Origin of the sequence: Cellulophaga lytica DSM 7489, assembly GCF_000190595.1 — a bacterium.
GTDB classification, from domain to species: domain Bacteria; phylum Bacteroidota; class Bacteroidia; order Flavobacteriales; family Flavobacteriaceae; genus Cellulophaga; species Cellulophaga lytica.
Genome location: NC_015167.1, coordinates 3,154,091 through 3,170,953, shown reverse-complemented (window position 1 = coordinate 3,170,953; position 16,863 = coordinate 3,154,091). Strand labels below are relative to the sequence as shown.

11 protein-coding genes are annotated in these 16,863 nt (G+C 32.5%); 7 read left to right on the top strand and 4 right to left on the bottom strand.

The window, feature by feature from the left end:
• A complete protein-coding gene (locus CELLY_RS13885; protein WP_013622321.1) occupies nucleotides 1-2,091 on the bottom strand; it encodes a M1 family metallopeptidase in 2,091 nt (696 codons plus the stop codon).
• Between the two features lie 68 nt (nucleotides 2,092-2,159).
• On the opposite strand from CELLY_RS13885, the gene recG reads away from it, so the two are divergent.
• The 5 genes from recG to leuB all read left to right on the top strand — a co-directional run bounded on the left by recG (nucleotide 2,160) and on the right by leuB (nucleotide 9,145).
• Nucleotides 2,160-4,265 carry an ATP-dependent DNA helicase RecG gene (gene recG, locus CELLY_RS13880; RefSeq protein WP_013622320.1) on the top strand — a complete coding sequence of 702 codons (2,106 nt, stop codon included), beginning with the start codon at nucleotides 2,160-2,162 and terminating at the stop codon, nucleotides 4,263-4,265.
• 144 nt (nucleotides 4,266-4,409) lie between these two features.
• Nucleotides 4,410-5,801: a 3-isopropylmalate dehydratase large subunit gene (gene leuC, locus CELLY_RS13875; protein ID WP_013622319.1), complete on the top strand. Its 1,392-nt coding sequence runs from the start codon at nucleotides 4,410-4,412 to the stop codon at nucleotides 5,799-5,801.
• Nucleotides 5,802-5,905: 104 nt separating this feature from the next.
• Nucleotides 5,906-6,502, top strand: coding sequence for a 3-isopropylmalate dehydratase small subunit (leuD, locus tag CELLY_RS13870; RefSeq protein WP_013622318.1), 597 nt, complete (start codon nucleotides 5,906-5,908; stop codon nucleotides 6,500-6,502).
• A gap of 32 nt (nucleotides 6,503-6,534) precedes the next feature.
• Entirely contained in the window at nucleotides 6,535-8,052 is a 1,518-nt protein-coding gene (locus tag CELLY_RS13865; RefSeq protein WP_042257083.1) for an alpha-isopropylmalate synthase regulatory domain-containing protein, read from the top strand.
• 37 nt (nucleotides 8,053-8,089) lie between these two features.
• Nucleotides 8,090-9,145: a 3-isopropylmalate dehydrogenase gene (gene leuB, locus CELLY_RS13860; protein WP_013622316.1), complete on the top strand. Its 1,056-nt coding sequence runs from the start codon at nucleotides 8,090-8,092 to the stop codon at nucleotides 9,143-9,145.
• Nucleotides 9,146-9,211: 66 nt separating this feature from the next.
• On the opposite strand, the gene CELLY_RS13855 is transcribed toward leuB, so the two are convergent.
• Together CELLY_RS13855 and CELLY_RS13850 are read right to left on the bottom strand one after the other, a co-directional pair.
• Nucleotides 9,212-10,783, bottom strand: a complete 1,572-nt coding sequence (locus tag CELLY_RS13855; protein WP_013622315.1) for a TPM domain-containing protein — start codon at nucleotides 10,781-10,783, stop codon at nucleotides 9,212-9,214.
• 99 nt (nucleotides 10,784-10,882) lie between these two features.
• A complete protein-coding gene (locus tag CELLY_RS13850) occupies nucleotides 10,883-12,043 on the bottom strand; it encodes an MFS transporter (RefSeq protein WP_013622314.1) in 1,161 nt (386 codons plus the stop codon).
• 236 nt (nucleotides 12,044-12,279) lie between these two features.
• Between CELLY_RS13850 and CELLY_RS13845 the strand changes: the two genes are divergently transcribed.
• Nucleotides 12,280-14,436 carry a TonB-dependent receptor gene (locus tag CELLY_RS13845; protein ID WP_013622313.1) on the top strand — a complete coding sequence of 719 codons (2,157 nt, stop codon included), beginning with the start codon at nucleotides 12,280-12,282 and terminating at the stop codon, nucleotides 14,434-14,436.
• A 112-nt stretch (nucleotides 14,437-14,548) separates the two neighbouring features.
• Entirely contained in the window at nucleotides 14,549-15,187 is a 639-nt protein-coding gene (locus CELLY_RS13840) for a hypothetical protein (protein ID WP_013622312.1), read from the top strand.
• A gap of 36 nt (nucleotides 15,188-15,223) precedes the next feature.
• Here the strand turns inward: CELLY_RS13840 and CELLY_RS13835 are convergent, their stop codons facing one another.
• The gene (locus CELLY_RS13835; protein WP_013622311.1) at nucleotides 15,224-16,810 is read right to left on the bottom strand and encodes an NADP-dependent glyceraldehyde-3-phosphate dehydrogenase; all 1,587 of its coding nucleotides are present in this window, start codon (nucleotides 16,808-16,810) and stop codon (nucleotides 15,224-15,226) included.
• Nucleotides 16,811-16,863: the final 53 nt, after the last annotated feature.

Here is a 16,863-nt window from a genome sequence, read left to right as displayed (position 1 = left end):
TTACAACTTACTTTTTATATATTTAAAATCTTCTTTAGAAACTTGTGGCTCTAGCTCTAAAAACATTTTTCTGTATTCTTTTTTTTCTAAAATATCATTAACTAAACCTCTAGCAAAACTTTTAAATTGCCACACAGGATGGTTTGTTGCATGTATTAAATCTACTAAATTAGTTTTATCTAAATAAAATAAATCGTTTAAATAAGAAAAAGCCAATTGTCTGGTTTCAAAATGTTCTGCTTCACTAGTGTAGCCCCTTAGTTCTTTTAAATATTCATTTTTTAAATCTACATTATATTCTTTAGTCATAATTGCCAATGCAAGCCATAATTGCCTCACATTTTTGCTAGAAAAACCTATAATACCTTTAGTTTTATTTAAATATGTAACACGTTTTTCTGGGTTGTAAATCCAAAGCTTATACAGTGCATTTTCTACAGTAGTATAACTTTTATCCATTAAAAAAGATTCAAAATAAGCAATATCCTCTCCTATTAATTTTTGCGTATTTAATAGCAATGTTTGCCTTAACGTTACATCATTAGATGTTAATATATGTTTTTTAACTGTTTTAGATAACGACTTAGAATAAAACTCTACAATATATTTTTTTAGTTGGGTTGATGTAGCTTTATCCCAATACCTATCTATTATTACACTATTTTTTTTATTACTAACCGTTAGCTCCTTTTGTAATTTATAAAATGTTGCTATAGATGATGATGACCTTTTTAAAATATTTTTAGCCTTGCTTGTAGGAAAATCTTTTGCTGTTAACCAGGTAGACTTATAGTCTTTTAAATTAATACCACTTGCCGCTTCTATACTTGATAAAAAATCTGAAACAGTAACATTTTTGTATTTATGCTTTTCTAAATAGTTTTTTACTCCCTCTTTAAAAGCATTTTTACCAACTAAATCTACTAATGCGTGTAATGCCCAAGCACCTTTTTCATAAAAGGTTAAACTACTCGCTTTTGGGTTTAGCAAAGACTCTCCTTTATTTTTTTGACTAAACTTATCTAGTTGTAAAGCTGTAGAAAATAGTTTCCAATTAAAATGTTCTTCTCCTAACACCTCTTTCTCTGCTAAATAGGCGTAATAAGTAGCAAAACCTTCATGTAACCAGTGATTTTTGCTATCTACTTCTGTAACCAAATCTCCAAACCATTGATGAGCAAGCTCATGAGCATTTACATTTACATAATTGGTATCATTATACGCCACAGAATCTACCACATAAGCATCAGAAAAAATAGTAGTTGTTGTATTTTCCATACCAGCATATAAAAAATCGCGTACAGGTATTTGTTTATATACTTGCCAAGGGTATGCAACACCAATTTCTTCTTCTAAAAAATTAAAAATAGCTTTACTGTATTTATATGTGGTTTCTACTTTTGCTGAATCTTTTGGGTAGTAATACAACTCTAAAGGCACGCCAGAAGCAGAAAATTGTTTATTAACAGCGTATTTACCAATTGCAAAGGCTAACAAATAACTAGACATTGGATTTTTCATCCTAAATTCCCATTCCTTTAAGTTATCCTTTACATTAGTTGTTTTTAACTTACCATTAGCAATAACTTGGTAATTTTCATTAAAAATAATAGTTAAGTTAAAAATAACTTTCTCATTCATATCATCAAAACTTGGCAGCCAATGGCTTGTATATTTCCCTTGACCTTGTGTCCAAATTTGATTGTTTTTATCATCTTTTTTATTCCAACCTACAAAATACAGTGTCTGTTTTGGTTGTGCTTGGTAAGTAAGTTTTAAATTATATTTTTTACCCTTTTTTAGCTTTTTATAAATGGTAATTCTATTTTCATCTACCTTATATTTTACACGCTTATTGTTAAGTAAAACTGTTGTGAAATTCATTTTTTTTGCATCTAAAAAAACGGAGTCTACAGTTGCTAATACATTAAAAGCATAGGTAACAGTACCATTAATTTTTTTAGCCTGCTCATTTGGCTTAACATCTACATTTGCGGTTAAAAAGTCTACTTTAGGTTGTTCTTGTGCCTGTAAAACAACGCATTGCGTGCAAATTAAAAACAGCGTAAGGTATCTAAAAAAAATCATCATTTTAATTTTCAACCAAAATAAGCATTTTCATCTTTTGTGGTTGTTCAGATTCGGTTTATTTTAGTCGTATGAATCCTAATTATTTACAAACTCCTATTGCATATCTAAAAGGTGTTGGGCCAAGTAGAGCTCAAACCTTACAGAGTGAGCTGGGCGTGTATACCTATCAGGATTTACTTAATCTTTTTCCTAACAGGTATTTAGATAAAACCCAATATTACAAAATTAGCCAATTGCAACGCAACAGTGCAGAAGTACAAGTAATTGGAAAAATAATACACTTAAAAGAAGTTGGTCAAAAAAGAGGAAAAAGACTAGTTGCCACTTTTGTAGATGATACAGGTAAAATGGAACTAGTTTGGTTTAGAGGCCAAAAATGGATTAAAGAAAATATTAAACTAAATGTGCCATATGTAATTTATGGCAAAACAAATTGGTTTAATGGTACATTTTCTATGCCTCACCCAGAAATGGAATTATTAGAAGACCATAAAAACGGTTTAAAGGTTAGTATGCAGCCTATATACCCTTCTTCAGAAAAACTAACTAACAAAGGCATTACAAATAAAGTAACAAGCAAACTTTTACAGCAGTTATTTATAGATACTAAAGCTCAATTTGCAGAAACATTACCTGTTTATTTACTAAAAGAGTTAAAGTTAATAGGCAAGAGTGATGCGCTACTAAACATACATTTTCCTAAAAGTCAGCAAGATTTAGCAAAAGCACAATTTAGGCTAAAGTTTGAAGAATTGTTTTATATACAATTACAACTTATTGCTAAAAAAATGGTGCGTAAAAACAAAATTAAAGGCTTTCCTTTTAACGCTGTTGGCACCTATTTTAGTGACTTTTATAATAATTATTTACCTTTTGAGCTTACCAATGCTCAAAAACGCGTAGTTAAAGAAATTAGGGCAGACTTAGGTAGTAACGCACAAATGAATAGGCTTTTACAAGGAGACGTTGGCTCTGGTAAAACCATTGTGGCATTAATGACAATGTTATTGGCTTTAGACAACGGTTTTCAGGCTTGTTTAATGGCTCCTACCGAAATTTTAGCTACACAACATTACAACGGAATAACAGAATTATTACAAGGCTTAAAAATTAAAGTATCATTACTAACAGGTTCTGTAAAAAAATCTGCCCGAAGAATTATACATGAAGAACTAGAGAGTGGCGAGTTACACATTTTAATTGGCACACACGCACTCTTAGAAGACAAGGTACAATACAAAAATTTAGGGTTAGCTATTATAGATGAGCAACATAGATTTGGAGTAGCACAACGAGCAAAATTATGGCGTAAAAACACAATGCCTCCTCATATTTTGGTAATGACGGCCACACCAATCCCTAGAACATTAGCTATGAGTTTGTATGGTGATTTAGATATTTCTGTAATAGATGAACTACCACCAGGACGTAAACCAATAAAAACTGTGCATAGGTTTGATGCAAACCGTTTAAAAGTTTTTAGATTTTTAAAAGATGAAATAAATATAGGAAGACAAGTGTATGTGGTATATCCATTAATAAAAGAATCTGAAGCTTTAGATTATAAAGATTTAATGGATGGTTATGAGAGTATTGCTAGAGATTTTCCGGCTCCAAAATACCAAATATCTATTGTACACGGGCAAATGAAACCAGATGATAAAGAGTTTGAAATGCAACGCTTTATTAAAGGAGAAACTCAAATTATGGTTGCCACTACTGTTATAGAGGTTGGTGTAAATGTACCTAATGCATCTGTAATGATTATAGAAAGCGCAGAGCGTTTTGGCTTATCTCAATTACACCAATTGCGTGGTAGAGTTGGTAGAGGTGCAGACCAAAGTTATTGTATTTTAATGACTGGTCACAAATTATCTGAAGACGCAAAAACAAGACTAGAAACTATGGTACGTACCAATGATGGTTTTGAAATTGCAGAAGTAGATTTAAAACTACGTGGTCCTGGAGATATTATGGGCACACAACAAAGTGGAGTTTTAAATCTTAAAATAGCAGATATTGTAAAAGACAACGACATTTTACAAACGGCTAGGCATTATGCTATTAAAATTTTAAAAGAAGACCCTAGTCTTAGCCACCCCAATAATAACGTGGTTTCACAAGCTTACGCGCAACTTGTAAAGCATAAAAACATATGGACCTACATAAGTTGAACATCGTAATTTAAAACTATCTTTTAACAGATAATTTATAGTATTCTTTATTTTTGAGAGTTAGAGGTTTTACATAGATTGTAAAACAAGATTAGTGTAGAAATACCTATTCTTTTGCAAAACCAAGATGAAAATAAATAATACATGAAAACACTGTTTGACAAGGTGTGGGACTCCCACGTAGTAAAAAAAATAGAAAACGGACCAGATGTTCTTTTTATAGATCGCCATATGGTACATGAAGTTACTAGTCCGGTTGCATTTTTAGGTTTAAAAAGTAGAAATATTGGTGTAAAACACCCAGAAAAAACATTTGCTACTGCAGACCATAACACACCAACTATTAATCAGCACTTACCGGTTAAAGATCCTTTATCTGCTAACCAATTAAAAGCATTAGAAGAAAACTCTAAAGCTCACGGTATTAGTTACTGGGGATTAGGTCATGAAAAAAACGGTATTGTACACGTTGTTGGTCCTGAGTATGGTATTACACAACCAGGAGCCACTATTGTTTGTGGAGACTCACACACCTCTACTCACGGTGCCTTTGGCGCAATTGCATTTGGTATTGGTACATCTGAGGTAGAAATGGTTTTAGCTACACAATGTATTATGCAACCTAAACCAAAAAGTATGCGTATTAATGTTGTAGGCAACTTAAACAAAGGGGTTACACCTAAAGATGTTGCTTTATACATTATATCACAGCTTACCACTTCTGGTGCAACAGGTTACTTTGTAGAATACGCAGGTGATGTATTTAAAAATATGACTATGGAAGGCCGTATGACGGTTTGTAACCTTAGTATAGAAATGGGTGCCCGTGGAGGTATGATTGCTCCTGACGAAAAAACATTAGAATACGTTAAAGGAAGAGAGTTTACACCAACTGGTGCTGCTTGGGATAAAGCAAAAGCATACTGGGATACTTTGTACACAGAAGAAGACGCTAAATTTGATAAAGAACTTACTTTTAAAGGAGCAGATATAGAACCTATGATTACCTATGGTACTAATCCTGGTATGGGAATGGGTATTGGCAAAGATATACCAACTGCAGAGAGTTTAGAGGGTGGTGTATCTACCTATAAAAAGTCTTTACAATATATGGCTTTTAATGAAGGAGATTCTATGATTGGTAAGCCAATTGACTTTGTGTTTTTAGGAAGCTGTACTAACGGAAGAATTGAAGATTTTAGAGCTTTTACAGAAATTGTAAAAGGCAAGCAAAAAGCGCCAAATGTAACTGCGTGGTTGGTGCCGGGCTCGCATAAAGTAGAAGCAGCTATTAAAGAAGAAGGTTTATTAGATATTTTAACAGCTGCTGGTTTTGAGTTAAGAGAACCTGGTTGTTCTGCGTGTTTAGCTATGAATGATGATAAAGTACCTGCTGGTAAATATGCAGTAAGTACATCTAACAGAAATTTTGAAGGTAGGCAAGGTCCTGGATCTAGAACACTATTAGCTTCTCCGCTTGTAGCTGCCGCAGCTGCAGTAACCGGTAAAGTTACAGACCCTAGAGAATTGCTATAAAATAGCTGTTAGTTGCTAGCAATTAACCTTGGTTAAATGCTACATAAAAATTAATAATCAACATATACCACTAGCCAAAAGCTAGAGGCAAAAAGTAAATTAAAATGGCATACGATAAATTTAACATCTTAAAAAGTAGTGTAGTTCCGCTACCAATAGAAAACGTAGATACAGACCAAATTATACCAGCACGTTTTTTAAAAGCTACAGAACGTAAAGGTTTTGGAGATAATTTATTTAGAGATTGGCGCTACAATGCAGACAATTCTCCTAAAAAAGATTTTGTTTTAAACCAAGATAAATACTCTGGTAAAATACTAGTTGGTGGTAAAAACTTTGGTTCTGGTTCTTCTCGTGAGCACGCAGCTTGGGCCGTATATGACTATGGTTTTAGATGTGTAGTATCTAGTTTTTTTGCAGATATTTTTAGAAACAACTGTTTAAACGTTGGTGTATTACCTGTACAGGTTTCTCCTGAATTTTTAGAAAAAATATTTGCAGAGACAGAAAAAGACGCTGACTCACAAGTAGAGGTAAATTTACAAGAACAAACAATTACTATTGTTAATATTGGCGACAAAGAATCTTTTGACATTAATGCGTATAAAAAAGAAAATATGCTTAATGGTTTTGATGATATTGACTACCTGTTAAATATGAAAGAAGAAATTACGGCTTTTGCTGAAAATACTCCTTTGTAATTTAATACGTACCAGAATAACCCGCCAATACTATAATGAAAAGAAAGATTGAAATAATGGATACCACACTCCGTGATGGTGAACAAACCTCTGGAGTGTCCTTTTCTGTTTCTGAAAAATTAACTCTTGCTAAATTATTATTAGAAGAGTTAAAGGTTGATAGGATTGAAGTTGCATCTGCACGTGTGTCTGATGGTGAACTGCAAGCTGTACAACAAATTACAAGTTGGGCAACTGCACACAACTACATTAACAATGTAGAGGTTTTAACTTTTGTAGATAAAGGTGTATCTATTAAATGGATGCAAGATGCAGGTGCTAAAGTGCAAAACTTATTAACCAAAGGATCTTTAAATCATTTAACACATCAGTTAAAAAAAACACCAGAACAGCACTTTAAAGAAATTAAAGAAACTATTCTTCTTGCTCAAAATCATCAAATAGAAACAAATGTATATTTAGAAGATTGGAGCAACGGTATGCGAAATTCTAAAGCATATGTGTATCAGTTTTTAGATTTTTTATCTCATCAACCTATAAAAAGAGTTTTATTACCAGACACATTAGGTGTACTAACACACACTGAAACATTTACGTACATCTCAGAACTGGTAAAAAAATACCCAAACCTTCATTTTGATTTTCACGGTCATAATGATTATGATTTAAGTGTTGCTAACGTAATGGAGGCTATTAAAGCCGGTTGTCACGGTTTACACCTAACCATTAATGGTATGGGAGAACGTGCTGGTAATGCACCAATGGCCAGTGTTGTTGCGGTAATTAATGATTTTTTACCCGATGTAGAAATTGATTTAAAAGAAACATCATTATACAAGGTAAGCAGACTGGTATCTACATTTACTGGTTTTGGAATACCTGCAAACAAACCTATTGTTGGTGAAAATGTTTTTACACAAACGGCAGGTATTCATGCAGACGGAGACAGCAAAAAGAATCTTTATTTTAATGATTTACTTCCTGAACGTTTTGGTAGAAAAAGACAATATGCTTTAGGAAAAACATCTGGCAAAGCTAATATTTTAAAAAACTTACAAGAGCTAGGACTAACACTAAATGATGATGATTTAGGAAAAGTTACACAACGAATTATTGAGTTGGGTGATAAAAAGGAAAAAGTTACTAAAGAGGATTTACCTTATATAATTTCTGATGTTCTTGATAGTGATAGTTACCAAGATAAAGTTATTGTAAAAAGCTATGTGCTTACCCATTCTAAAGGCTTAAAACCAAGCACAACGGTTGCCGTAGAAATTGAAAATGAATTGTTTGAAGAAAACGCGCAGGGTGACGGACAATATGATGCTTTTATGAATGCTATTACCAAAATTTTTAAAGCTAAAAATATTAAGCTTCCTAAATTAATAGATTATGCTGTGCGTATACCGCCTGGCAGTAATTCTGACGCACTTTGTGAAACCATTATAACATGGCAAAACGGAGAAAACGAATTTAAAACTCGTGGACTAGACTCTGACCAAACTGTATCGGCAATAAAAGCAACAGAAAAAATGCTAAATATAATTTAGCAGAATTAAAAAATAATTAAAGAGAAAAAACATACCTATGAAATTAAATATAGCACTATTAGCAGGAGACGGTATTGGTCCGGAAGTAATAGACCAAGCAGTGAAAGTATCTAATGCTATTGCAAAAAAGTTTAATCATGAAATTAACTGGACACCAGCTTTAACTGGTGCTGCAGCTATTGATGCTGTTGGAGAACCTTACCCAGATGAAACACACGCTATTTGTGAAGCTGCAGATGCTGTTTTATTTGGAGCAATTGGTCACCCTAGGTTTGATAATGACCCATCTGCTAAAGTAAGACCAGAACAAGGTTTACTTAAAATGAGACAAAAATTAGGTTTGTTTGCTAATGTTAGACCAACATTTACATTTCCTTCTTTAATAGATAAATCTCCCTTAAAAAGAGAGCGTATAGAAGGTACAGATCTTATTATTTTAAGAGAACTTACTGGCGGAATTTATTTTGGTGAACGCGGACGTAAAGACAATGGAGATACTGCTTTTGACACTTGTACCTATACAAGAGCAGAAGTGCAACGTTTGGCTAAAAAAGGATTTGAATTGGCTATGACACGTTCTAAAAAACTTTGTTGTGTAGATAAAGCTAATGTTTTAGAATCTTCTAGATTATGGAGAGAAACTGTACAAGCAATGGAAAAAGAGTATCCAGAGGTAGAAGTTTCTTATGAGTTTGTAGATGCTGTAGCAATGCGTTTGGTACAATGGCCAAACTCTTATGATGTTATGATTACTGAAAATCTTTTTGGTGATATTTTAACTGATGAAGCTTCTGTTATATCAGGATCAATGGGATTAATGCCATCTGCATCTGTAGGTGAAAAAGCAAAATTATACGAACCAATTCACGGCTCATATCCGCAAGCTGCTGGTAAAGATATTGCAAACCCATTGGCTACAGTATTATCTGCAGCAATGTTATTTGAAGATTTTAAATTGGTTGAAGAAGCACAAGCTATAAGAGACGTTGTAAACAAATCTTTGGCAGAAGGTATAGTTACCGAGGATTTATCTGAAGGTGGTAAAGCATACAAAACCAGTGAAGTTGGAGATTGGTTAGCAGAAAACATATAATCTTAGTACAATTATATAGTAGTTAAAAGCCTCTGAATTTAATTTCAGAGGCTTTTTTTATGTTTATTACCAACTAACTCCAGATCCACCGCCACCAGATCTACCACCACCAAAACTTGAAGATGAAGAGGATGACGATGAGGATGAAGATGAATAACTACTACTTGAGGAACTTGAACTGCTTGATGAACTAGAGCTTTCTCTAACCAATTTAGCCAATACAACAATCTCAGATGTTTTATCATTACAGTTTTTACATTCGTAAAAATCTATACGTTCTCCTTCCCTATCGTAATTAGGTCTTATTCTAACCGTAGACTTTGTTTTTCCTTTAGTCTTATAGTTACATTGGTAACATTTTGAGTATTTTCTACTAGAAATACCATCATACTTTAATATTAAAATATCACTTTTATCCTCTGTAACCCAGACATCATAGTCTACAGAATTTATATATTCTTCAACAATTTCACCTTCTTTTAAAAAACTTCTTTCTTTTTTAGAGTCTAATAAAATTAAAGGTTTGCCATTTACTTTACTAAATCTGGGGTCATATCTATATTGCTTTAGCCTTGTTTTTATAGTAGTACTCATTCCCCATAACGGAAAAGGAAATAGAAAAGCAAAACAACCTATTTCAACTTTTTTTAGACTATTGTATTTATCATAATAGTCTTCTTTGGATGCATCTATAAATTTAATTTTAAGAGAATAATAAATGGTAAGAAAAATTAAAAAAAACACATATACAATCGATAAAAGAATCCATTTATTTGTTGCTAATAAGTCGTCTATAAATAATAAAAATGCAGAATCGTCATCATCTACTTCATAAGTAACATCATTAGAATAGATATAATCTATGGTATTTGGGTTTTCTACAACTTCTTTTACTTTGTCTGCGGCTTTTAAAAGGCCTTCTCCATATTTACCTTCTTTAAAAAACGGAACAATTTCATCTGTACCAATTCTATAACAAATATTATCTGTTAATATAGCTTCTAAACCATAACCAGTTTCAAACTCCGTTCTACGCTGGTCCATTACCGTTAAAATTAGCAAACCGTTGTCTTTATCAGCTTTGCCAATTCTCCATTTATTAAAAAGTTTTGTTGCAAATTTTTTAGGTATTTCATCACCTATACTTTTAACAACAACAATGGCAACTTCTGCAGATGTATTCCTTTCTAACTCAAATAATACTTTATTAATTTCTTCTTCGTAAATAGCAGAAATATAACCATCTGGATCAGATACATATCCTAAAATACCTTTTCCTCTAGGTTTAGGAATTTCTAGTATAGAGTAATAATCTATATCCCTATTAGAGTATGTTGGTGCAGTAAAAACTGGGTAATTTATAGAACTGTAAGATTGTTGTTCTGTTTCCGTTTCTACTTCTGATGTTAACGTTTCTGGAAAATCTAGATCTTCTACTTCTTCAATATCTTCATCAAACCCAACTTCTTCTACTTCTTCTTCCCCTGTATTTGATTCTATTATTATTTCATCATCTGAATCATCATAAATAATTACTTCTTCAACTTCAGAATAATCTATTTCCTCTTTGTTTTGGTCTTTACAAGATGTAACTAAAAATAGGAATAAAAAGAAATAGCAATAGTGTTTAAATTTCATAGGTTAGTTATATATTAAACTAAACTAGAAATAAAAAATAAGGCAAACAAACTAAAATTACTTGAGTATTTACTCTTTAGAAATATTTAATTTTCTTTTTTATCTTCTGCTAATTACAATTCCAACTGCTATTAGTGCTCCTGTACCAGCTAAAATGGCACCCACATAACTAGAAGAAACTACGCTATACCCCATTGCAATTGGCAAACCTGCCAAAAATGCACCAGAAGCATTACCCATATTAAATGCACTTTGGTTCATTGAAGAGCCTAACATTTCTGAACCTTTAGATGCGTTTATTATTGCCATTTGTAAAGGTGTTACAACACTAAAAGAAATAGCTCCTATAGTAAAAGTTAGTATTAAAACCATTACCGGATTTGCAGCCACCAATGCATTAATTATCAAAACAGTTGCCATTAGTCCTAAGCTTGTAATTACGGCTCTCATTGGAGACAATTTTTCTGTTAATTTGGCTCCTAAAAAATTACCGGCAACCATACCTAAACCAGCTAAAATCATAGCATAACCAATCATATACTCTGGGTATTTAGTTACGTCTGTAATTAATGGTGCTATGTAACTATACCAGGCAAAAAAACCACCTGTTCCTACAGTTGTTAATAGTATTAATATCCAAAGCTCTATTCTTTTAAAAATTTTAAAATCTTGCTTAATACTTACTGTAGATGCTGGTTTTAATTTAGGCATCCACAAGTAAACTGTTAGCATTGCCAAAACCCCAACAACACCAACCATCATAAAAGCTACATTCCAGCTAAAATGATGTCCAAAATACGTACCTAATGGCACGCCAACAACATTAGCAACAGTAAGACCCGCAAACATAATTGCCATAGCCTGTGGTTCTTTACCAGGAGTTGCCAATTTACCAGCTACAACAGCACCAATACCAAAAAAAGCGCCATGTGGTAGTCCAGATAAAAACCTAAAAATTAACAGTGAAGTATAACTTTCTGCAAATGCAGATAGCGTATTAAAAACTGTAAACCAAAGCATTAAACCAAGTAACATTTTATGTGAAGGCCACTTGCTACCTAGGCTAGATAATAAAGGAGCACCAACAACAACACCCAATGCATAAATAGCAATAAAATGTCCGGCTTCTGGTATGGTTATAGATAACGCTTTTGCTACATCTGGCAAAATACCCATAATAACAAACTCTGTCATACCAATACCAAAACCACCTATAGCTAAAGCAAATAATGCCTTTTTGTTCATCTTCTTTGCGCTCATTTTTTCTTCTGCTTTCTAAATAAATTAGACCCTTCTTTACAATTAAAATAAGCGAACAAAGGTAACTAGAATACTGCTGAAACTTGTATACAGAATTAACACATTTATGTTAATTAATACATAAAAAACAACTGGTCTGTAAAATTCTACAATTGGGTATTTCTTTTTATCAAAACAGAACTTACCAATAGACATTTGCTTCATCAATCAAAAAAAACAATTAAACTTTTTTTAAAATGAAACAGCTATTTTTTTTACTCTTTGTGCTAGCAACATATTCTCTATTTGCACAAACAACAATTACTGGTAAGGTAACAGATAAAAAAGGAGCTCCTATTAGTGGCGCCAATGTGTATTTAGATGGCACTTATGATGGTACAGCAACTATAGACAATGGAACATTTACATTTACCACAGAAGAAACAGGAGAACAAACCTTAATAGTTTCGTTTATTTCTTTTGAAACGTACCACTTAACTGACTTGGTTAAAAACTTAAAAAATATAACCATAAAACTTAAAGAAGACGTAAATACTTTAGATGCCGTAATTGTAAATGCAGGCTCATTTAAGGCAGGAGAAAATGCAAAAGTTACCGCACTAAAACCGTTAGATGTTGTTACTACAGCCGGCGCTATGGGAGATTTTGTTGGAGCTTTACAAACATTGCCAGGCACATCTAATGTAGCAGAAGATGGGCGCTTATTTGTACGTGGCGGAGATGCAGAAGAAACCCAAATTTTTGTAGACGGTATGCGTGTATTTAGTCCTTACTCACCTACAGCAAATAATATACCTACAAGAGGTAGGCTGTCTCCTTTTTTATTTAAAGGAATAACTTTTTCTACTGGCGGATACTCTGCAGAATACGGACAAGCATTATCTAGTGTTTTACTTTTAAATAGTATTGATGAGCCAGAGGAAGAACGAACAGACATATCTTTAATGACTGTTGGTTTAGGCATAGGAAATACACAAAAATGGGAGAAAAACTCTTTAAGTGTTAATGCTTCTTATATAAATCTACAGCCTTACCAAGAACTTTATCCAGATAATAATGAATGGCATAAACCGGTACAGTCTTTTGGTGGTGAAGCTGTATACAGACATAAAATTAATACTAATGGTTTACTTAAGTTATATGGAGCTTTTAGCACTGTAAATTTTGATTTAACACAAGAAGATATAAACATACAAGAAGGTATACGCTTTGGTATGAAAAATAGAAATTTATACTTTAATGCATCCTATAAAGACTTTTTAAAAAATGATTGGAGCATACAAACTGGCTTGTCTTATGCCAATGATTATTCTGATTTAGATATTATAGAAGATACTGTACAAGACACAGAAAACGCTGCTCATATAAAATTAAAGTTAAGTAAATTTTACAACAGCAGATTTCGTTTAAATTTTGGAGCAGAATATTTTATTACCAGTTTTAATGAAGACTATACTGCATTAAATGAGGATACTTATAATTATACGTTTAATAACAATATTACTGCATCTTTTGCAGAAGCAAATATTTTCTTTTCTAAAAAATTAGCCGCAAATATTGGTTTACGTGGCGAGTATTCTAGTTTATTAAATGAGTTTACCGCCTCACCTAGAGCTTCTGTAGCATATAAATCTGGTGCTAACTCTCAGGTATCATTAGCATATGGACAATTTTACCAAAACCCTAAAAATGAATATTTAAAATTTAACACCAATTTTTCTGCAGAAAATACATCACATTTAATTGCCAATTATCAATATGTAAAAAACAAGCAAATATTTAGGGCTGAAGCTTATTACAAAGATTATAATAACCTTGTTAAATACAACACAGAACAACCACTACCCACAGCAAACTATAGCAATAATGGTGGTGGTTTTGCAAAGGGTGTAGATTTATTTTGGCGAGATAATAAAACTATTAAAAATACAGAATACTGGTTTTCTTACTCGTATTTAGATACCAAACGAGATTATAAAAATTATCCAACCAAAGCTACACCAAGTTTTGCATCACAACACAATGCTTCTGTAGTTCTAAAACACTTTATAAGTAATTTAAAAAGTCAGGTTGGATTAAGCTATAATTTTGCTTCTGGGCGTAACTATACAGACCCAAATAAAAGTGGTTTTTTAAATAGTAAAGCAAAAAATTACAATGCTGTAAATGCCAATTGGGCATACTTAATTAGTCCACAAAAAATACTTTATTTTTCTGTTAGTAATGTTTTTGGTACTCAAAATGTAAACGGATATCAATTTAAAAACCAAGCAAATACCAACGGCGTTTTTGAAAGTAGAACTATTAAACCTGCTGCAGACCGTTTCTTTTTTGTTGGTTTCTTTTGGACCATTAGTGATAATAAAAAAGATAACCAGTTAGACAATTTATAAATATACATTTCAGCTACTTAATACTACAGCTGAGTAACTTAAAAATGCATAACTAGCCAAAGGTTATGATATTTGAATAAAGAAATAAACAACAATATAAAACCTTAAAAAAATGAAAAAGATTGCCTTATTATTAGCCTTTATATGTGTAGCAAGTTTAAGTGCACAAACACAATATGAAAAAGGAATGACCAAAGCTTTTGAACTATGGAAAAATAACGAGAGTGCAAAAGCAGTACAAATGTTTGAGCGTATTTCTAGTGTAGAAAAAGACAATTGGTTACCGCCATATTATGCAGCTACCGTAGAAATTATAAGTGCTTTTGGTATAAAAGATGAAGCAGAACTAACTGCTAAACTAAACAAAGCAAAAACATTTTTAGATGCTGCTGACAAACTATCTGAAAATAACCCAGAAATATTAATGTCATATGCGTTATTAAACACAGCATATATTGCTTTTGACGGACAAAAATACGGAATGACATTATCTGGTAAAAACGTAGCTATTTATAACAAAGCATTAGCAATTGCACCAAATAACCCAAGAGTAGTTTTAGGTAAAGCAGAATGGGATATGGGAGCTGCAAAGTTCTTTGGACAACCACTAGAACCGTTTTGTAAAGATGTAAAAAGAGCTATAGAATTATTTAAAAAAGAAGAACAAACAATTAAATTTTACCCGTATAGTGGTTTAGAAAGAGCTAAAGAGATATTAGAAAACTGTGAAAAAAAATCCTCTCAAAATTAATTGAGAGGATTTTTATATAACTTAAAACCTTAGGTCTTATAAAATATAATCTGTGCTAATAAAGTTAGATAATCTAGTCTCTAACAATTGCTCTATAATTTCATTATTAATATCATTGTCTTTAGACGCTACAAACGTACGTACAGAGAAAGAACGCAAAGCATCATGTACACTTAATGTTGCTTGTGCAGAGTCTTTACGGCCTGTAAAAGGGTAAACATCTGGTCCTCTTTGGCAAGAGCTATTTAAGTTAACTCTACATACCAAGTTTACCAAAGTATCTATTAACGGAGCTAATGTATATACATCTTTACCAAACAAACTAACTTGCTGTCCGTAATTAGAGGCAGCCATATCATCTAAAGGTTCTTCAATATTACTAAAAGAAACTACTGGTACAACTGGTCCAAACTGCTCTTCTTGGTACACACGCATATCTTTAGAAACTGGATATAATACTGCTGGCCAAATATAATTATCTGTAGTTTTACCTCCTTTTTTATTTAAAATTGATGCTCCTTTTGCTTTAGCATCATCTATAAGTTCTTGTATGTAAGCAGGTTTATTTGGCTCTGGTAATGGTGTTAGTTTAGCGCCATTATCCCAAGGGTTACCAAATTTAAGCTCGTCTACACGTTTAGCAAAACGTTTGTTAAACTCATCTGCAATACTCTCGTGTACATAAACAACTTTTAAAGCTGTACAACGCTGACCGTTAAAAGACAACGTACCAGCTATACATTCATCTATAGTTAAATCTAAATCTGCATCTGGTAAAATAATTGCAGGGTTTTTAGCTTCTAAACCTAAAACCAAACGTAGCCTGTTACTTTTTGGGTGCTGCTCTTGTAATGCATTTGCAGATTTACTGTTACCAATTAAAGCAAGCACATCTACCTTTCCTGTTTTCATAATAGGACTAGCAACTGCTCTACCTCTACCAAAAATAATATTTACAACACCATTAGGAAAAGATGATTGAAAAGCCTCTAACAAAGGAGTAATTAATAAAACACCATGTTTAGCAGGTTTAAATATTGTAGTATTTCCCATTATTATTGCTGGTATTAGCAATGCAAATGTTTCATTTAACGGGTAATTGTAAGGCCCTAAACAAAGTACTACGCCTAGTGGTCCCCTACGTATATGAGCATAAACACCATCGTTTTTTTGAAACTTAGCAGCATCCCTGTCTAATTGCTTATAGTCTTCAATAGTATCTTTAATATATATTACTGTACGGTCAAATTCCTTTTCTGAATCTGGTAAAGACTTACCAATTTCCCACATTAAAAGTTTTACAACTTCATCACGCTTAGTAATCATTTTTTCTACAAACTTCTCCATACAATCTATACGCTCTTTAACACGCATAGTTGGCCAAGCACCTTGACCTTGGTCATACGCCTTTAAAGCAGCATTTAATGCATCTAAAGCTTCTTCTTCTCCCATATCTGGAATACTACCTAATAATGTAGGTTTGTATTCTTCTGTAGATGATATTGTAGAAAATACTTCTGTTGTTGCGCCATCCCATTTTTTAAGATCGCCACCAACTAAGTATTCTTTTTGCTCTATTAACTCTGTAATTTTATATTCTTCAGGTATCGTTGTTGTGCTCATTTTTATCAATTTATAGACTATTTCTAGTATCTTTAATAGTGAATTTACTAAAT